Annotated in this window: 4 protein-coding genes and 1 pseudogene; 4 read left to right on the forward strand and 1 reads right to left on the reverse strand. The window is 33.6% G+C overall.

The annotated features are described in order from the left end of the window. Positions 1–302: IS110 family transposase (locus SULYE_RS05820; protein ID WP_007547474.1), on the reverse strand; the 302-nt coding region annotated here is incomplete at its 3' end. Between the two features lie 365 nt (positions 303–667). On the opposite strand from SULYE_RS05820, the pseudogene ileS reads away from it, so the two are divergent. The 4 genes and pseudogenes from ileS to SULYE_RS05840 all read left to right on the forward strand — a co-directional run. After that, positions 668–3,485 (forward strand): annotated as a pseudogene (gene ileS / locus SULYE_RS05825) (isoleucine--tRNA ligase). Then, entirely contained in the window at positions 3,482–3,781 is a 300-nt protein-coding gene (locus SULYE_RS05830; RefSeq protein WP_007547480.1) for an HU family DNA-binding protein, read from the forward strand. Before ileS ends, SULYE_RS05830 begins: the two are co-directional and overlap by 4 nt. Then, complete coding sequence (gene hemE, locus SULYE_RS05835; RefSeq protein WP_007547481.1) at positions 3,762–4,808, forward strand: uroporphyrinogen decarboxylase; 1,047 nt, start codon at positions 3,762–3,764, stop codon at positions 4,806–4,808. Before SULYE_RS05830 ends, hemE begins: the two co-directional genes overlap by 20 nt. Beyond that, the coding region (locus tag SULYE_RS05840) for a DNA adenine methylase (protein WP_007547483.1) at positions 4,809–4,960 on the forward strand (152 nt) is incomplete at its 3' end.

Here is a 4,960-nt window from a genome sequence, read left to right on the forward strand (position 1 = left end):
TCTGTTTTGACTCTGTCATTTAGCTTCCATAAACTCTTTATTGAAAATGGATTTATCACTGCTACTTTATAGCCATTTTCATACAGATAATTAGCAAGCTTTAAATGATAAACTCCTGTATGCTCCATTATGATAAGCATATCTGACTGCTTAAACTTTTTAAGATAAGGCTTTATTTTCTTTTCAAACTCAACTGGGTCTGATTTAACTTCAAAGGTTTCTTTCTTGTTATCATACAAAACTGTAGCAGTGAATGAGTTTTTAGATACATCAACTCCAACGACGATTTTGTAGTTGTTCATAAGATTACCTCCTTTCATAAAATACTTGACATGAGAGAAACTTCCTGATAACCTATCATCGTAATCAATACAGGCTTAAAAGCCTAATGTTCTGATTCAGGTTTTAGGAAGTAGAGGAAGGACAGTCTACAAACATTCTGAGCGGTCTTAAAAGACCAATGACAATAACTTGATCTGTCCTTCCTTTTTTCTCCCATGTCTGTAATTATTATAAAGCTTATTCTCTTAAAGTTTAAAAATTTTTGACATATTTAATATACGATGACAAATATGATTTTTGCAAGCAGTCTTCTATATTCCATTAAAACAGAGCTAAACAAATGATATAATAATATTTTTAAAATTTTGCCGGAGGTATCTCAAAATTGGAATTTAAAGATACATTGAATCTGCCTCAAACTGAATTTCCTATGAAAGGTAATTTACCAAATAAAGAGCCTGAAATATTATCTTTTTGGGAAAAAATGAATCTTTATCAAAAACTCAGAGAAGATAGAAAAGGAAAAGATAAATATATTCTTCATGACGGACCGCCATATGCAAACGGACATATACACATCGGACATGCTTTAAACAAAATTTTAAAAGACATTTTAGTTAAATACCAATCTATGAAAGGAAAAGATGCGCCTTTTGTTCCAGGTTGGGATTGTCATGGGCTTCCGATTGAACAACAAGTAGAAAAAGAGTTAAAAGAGAAGAAAATCAAAAAAGAAGACCTTTCTAAATCCGAGTTTAGAAAGCTATGCAGAGAATACGCTTTAAAGTTTGTAAACATTCAAAAAGAAGAGTTTAAAAGGCTTGGTATCATTGGAAATTGGGAAAAACCTTATCTTACAATGAGACCATCCTACCAAGCACAGGAAGTTTTAGAGCTTGGAAGAGTGTTTAACAAAGGCGTTGCATATAGAGGTAAAAAGCCTGTTTATTGGTGCATCTATGACAAAACAGCAGAAGCAGAAGCGGAAATTGAATATTACGACAAAAAAGACCCATCTATCTATGTAAAGTTTAAAATGAAAGATTTTGATGATACCTATCTTGTAATTTGGACTACTACTCCTTGGACGTTGCCTGCAAACCTTGGTGTAATGGTTCATCCAGAGTTTGATTATGTTTATTTCAAAACAAATAAAGGAACTTTGATAGTTGCCAAAGAATTACTTGAAAACTTTAAAGAAAAGACAAGATTAAATGGAGAAGTAATAAGGCAGGTTAAGGAAAGATTTAGAGTTTAAAGAGTATTATCATCCATTTATAGATAGAGTTTCAAAGGTTTATCTCTCTGAGTTTGTTGAGCTTGGCACCGGTACAGGATTGGTCCATATGGCACCAGGACATGGTCAAGAAGACTATCTTATTGGTCAAAGATATGGTGTAGATGCCTTTGCACCTGTTGATGATGAAGGAAGGTTTACACAAGAAGCACCCGATTGGCTAAGAGGAATAAGGGTTTTTGATGCAAATGATTTAATCATTGAAAAATTACAAGAAGTAGAAGCATTAATACATAAAGAAGTGATAAGCCACTCTTATCCCCACTGTTGGAGATGTAAAAATCCGGTAATTTTTAGAGCAACTCCCCAGTGGTTTATATCTATGGAAGCAAAAGTTAATGAAAATCAAACTTTGAGAGAAGCAGCATTAAAAGAGATTGAAAGGGTAAAATGGATACCCCATTATGGACAAAACAGAATAAAAAGCATGGTAGAAAACAGGCCGGATTGGTGTATTTCAAGACAGAGAAGCTGGGGCGTTCCGATAACTGTATTTTACTGTGAAAACTGCGGTGAAATCGTTAAAGATATGGAAGTTTTTGAGCATGTAGCTAATCTAATTAAAAATGATGAGTTTGGGGCTGATATATGGTTTGAAAAATCAGCAAAAGAATTGCTTCCGGAAGGTTATAAATGTAAAAAATGCGGCGGGCAAGAGTTTAAAAAAGAAGAGGATATACTCGATGTTTGGTTTGATTCTGGCGTGTCTCATGCAGCAGTTTTAAAGTACGGAGAATGGGAGGAGTTAAGATGGCCTGCCGATATGTATTTAGAGGGTTCAGACCAGCATAGAGGTTGGTTCCAGTCTTCACTTCTTGAATCGGTAGCATCTTATAACAGAGCACCTTATGACACAGTTTTGACACATGGATTTACACTTGACGAAAAAGGCAGAAAAATGTCTAAATCTGCCGGAAATGTAGTAGCACCGGAAAAGGTTATAAAAGAGTACGGAGCTGACATACTGAGACTTTGGGTTGTTACAGAGGATTATACAGAAGACATAAAAATAGGTTTTAATCTTATAAAAAGAATTGCAGAAGATTACAGAAAAATTAGAAATACATTTAGATACTTCCTTGGAAATCTCTACGACTTCAATCCAAACCAGGACTATGTTCCTTACGAAAATCTATTAGAAATAGACAGGTGGATGCTTTCTAAACTTCAAAATATTATACAAATAGCCGACAAATCTTATGAAGAAGGCAAGTTTCATAAAATCTATCACACGATTAAAAACTTCGTAATAGTAGACCTATCAGCAATATATCTTGATATTTTAAAAGATAGACTCTATGTTTACGCACCAAAAAGCTTAGAAAGAAGGTCGGCACAAACTGTATTGTGGGAATTACTTTTATCGTTAAACAAAATCCTTGCACCTATCATCTCATTCACAGCAGAAGAAGTTTGGCAGTATGTAAGAAAGATCGATTCAAGTATAAAAGAAAGCATTCATCTTGAAATTATGCCTGTTGTAAATGAAAAATTTATAGATAAAAATTTAGAAGAAACCTATGAAAAGCTTATAGAGATAAGAGACGATGTACTAAAAGCGATAGAAGAGGCAAGAAAACAAGACTTAGTAAGGCATCCATACGAAGCAAGAGTAATTTTAAAACTACCGAAAGAGTATAAAGAAATTGTAGAAAAAAGATTAGATTGGATTAAGTTTTTCTTTACTGTTAGCCAAGTAGAGCTTTCAGATAATCCTGAAGGCGATGTAGTACTTAATGGCGAATCTGTAAAAGACTCTGTTGTAGCTGTTAGCAAAGCAAAAGGTGAAAAGTGTCCAAGATGCTGGATCTATGATGAATCTGTTGGCAGAAACGGACAACCTGTTTGTGATAGATGTAAAATTCAGCTTGAAATTATGAATATCAAATTGGAGGAATTAGCATGAAAAAACCGGATATTGTTAAATATATAAAAGAAAAACATCCTGAAATGGATTTAAAAAGTATAAAAGATGTTGTTGATGAAATCTTTGAAGTGATGGCAGAAGCTTTAGCAAAGGGTGAAAAGATAGAAATTAGAAAGATAGGTTCTTTTAGAGTTTTAAAAAGAAAGAAACCACTTAAAGGAAGAAAGAGAGTTAGCTATTCGAAAACTGTTCATTTTAAACCTGGTAAAGTATTAAAAAGAGCTTTAAAAAGTGTATCCTTAGAAGGTGAAAAAAATGCAAAATCCAAAAAATGATTTATTTTTAAGAGCTTGCAGAAGACAAAAAGTAGAAAGAACACCAATCTGGCTAATGCGTCAAGCCGGCAGATACATGAAAGAATACAGACAGTTAAGGGAAATAGCAGGAAGCTTTAAGAATTATTATAAAAATGTAGATTTGGCTGTAAAAGCTTCTATTTTACCGTACACTTTACTTGGTGTTGATGCAATAATCATTTTTTCTGATATACTTACACCACTTGAATCAATCGGAATGAAATTTGATTTTAAAGAAGGAGAAGGACCGGTTTTTGAAAATCCTATCAAAAGCAAAGAAGACATCCAAAAACTAAAAGAGTTTAACCCTGAGGATGTTTATTTTGTTGGAGAAATCATAAAAGGTGTTAATCAAACTACTGGCAGAGAAATTCCGGTGATTGGGTTTGCTGGAGCACCTTTTACGATAGCAGCGTACATGATAGAAGGCAGAGGTTCAAAGGACTTTAAAAAAACAAAATCTTTTATGTATAACAACCAAGAAGATTTTAAAATACTTCTTGATAAAATCGCAGATATGACTATAAAGTATTTAAGCTTTCAGATAGAGTCAGGGGCTGATGCTGTTCAAATCTTTGACAGCTGGGCTGGTCATCTTTCACCCAAAGATTATAAAGAGTTTGTTTTACCGTCAGTTAAGAAAATAATAGAAAATCTTAAGCATTACAACAAACCAATCATACACTTTACAAAAGGCGTTTGTGGATTTATGGACTTTATTCTTGAGTCTAACGCTGATGTATACAGCATAGATTGGATGATAGACATCAAAAAAGCAAAAGATTTAATCTATCCAAAGGCATCTGTTCAGGGAAATTTAGACCCTATGGTGTTATATGCCGACACAGACATTATAAAAAAAGAAGCAGAGTATATAATCAAATCATGGGGAGAGGATACAGGACATATATTTAACCTTGGTCATGGTTTGATGCCGGATATGGACGCAAGTAAAGTTAAATTTTTGGTTGATACTGTAAAAGAAATTTCAGTTAGAAGGCAGTAGATGAGACCTTTTTTAAAGTGGGCAGGCAACAAATATAAGATTGTAGAAGATATAAAAAGGCTTTTACCGGTCGGCAATAGACTTATAGAGCCTTTTGTAGGCTCTGGCGCTGTTTTTCTTAACACTGATTATAAATCTTATCTACTTGCAGA

Source organism: Sulfurihydrogenibium yellowstonense SS-5, from assembly GCF_000173615.1.
GTDB lineage: Bacteria > Aquificota > Aquificia > Aquificales > Hydrogenothermaceae > Sulfurihydrogenibium > Sulfurihydrogenibium yellowstonense.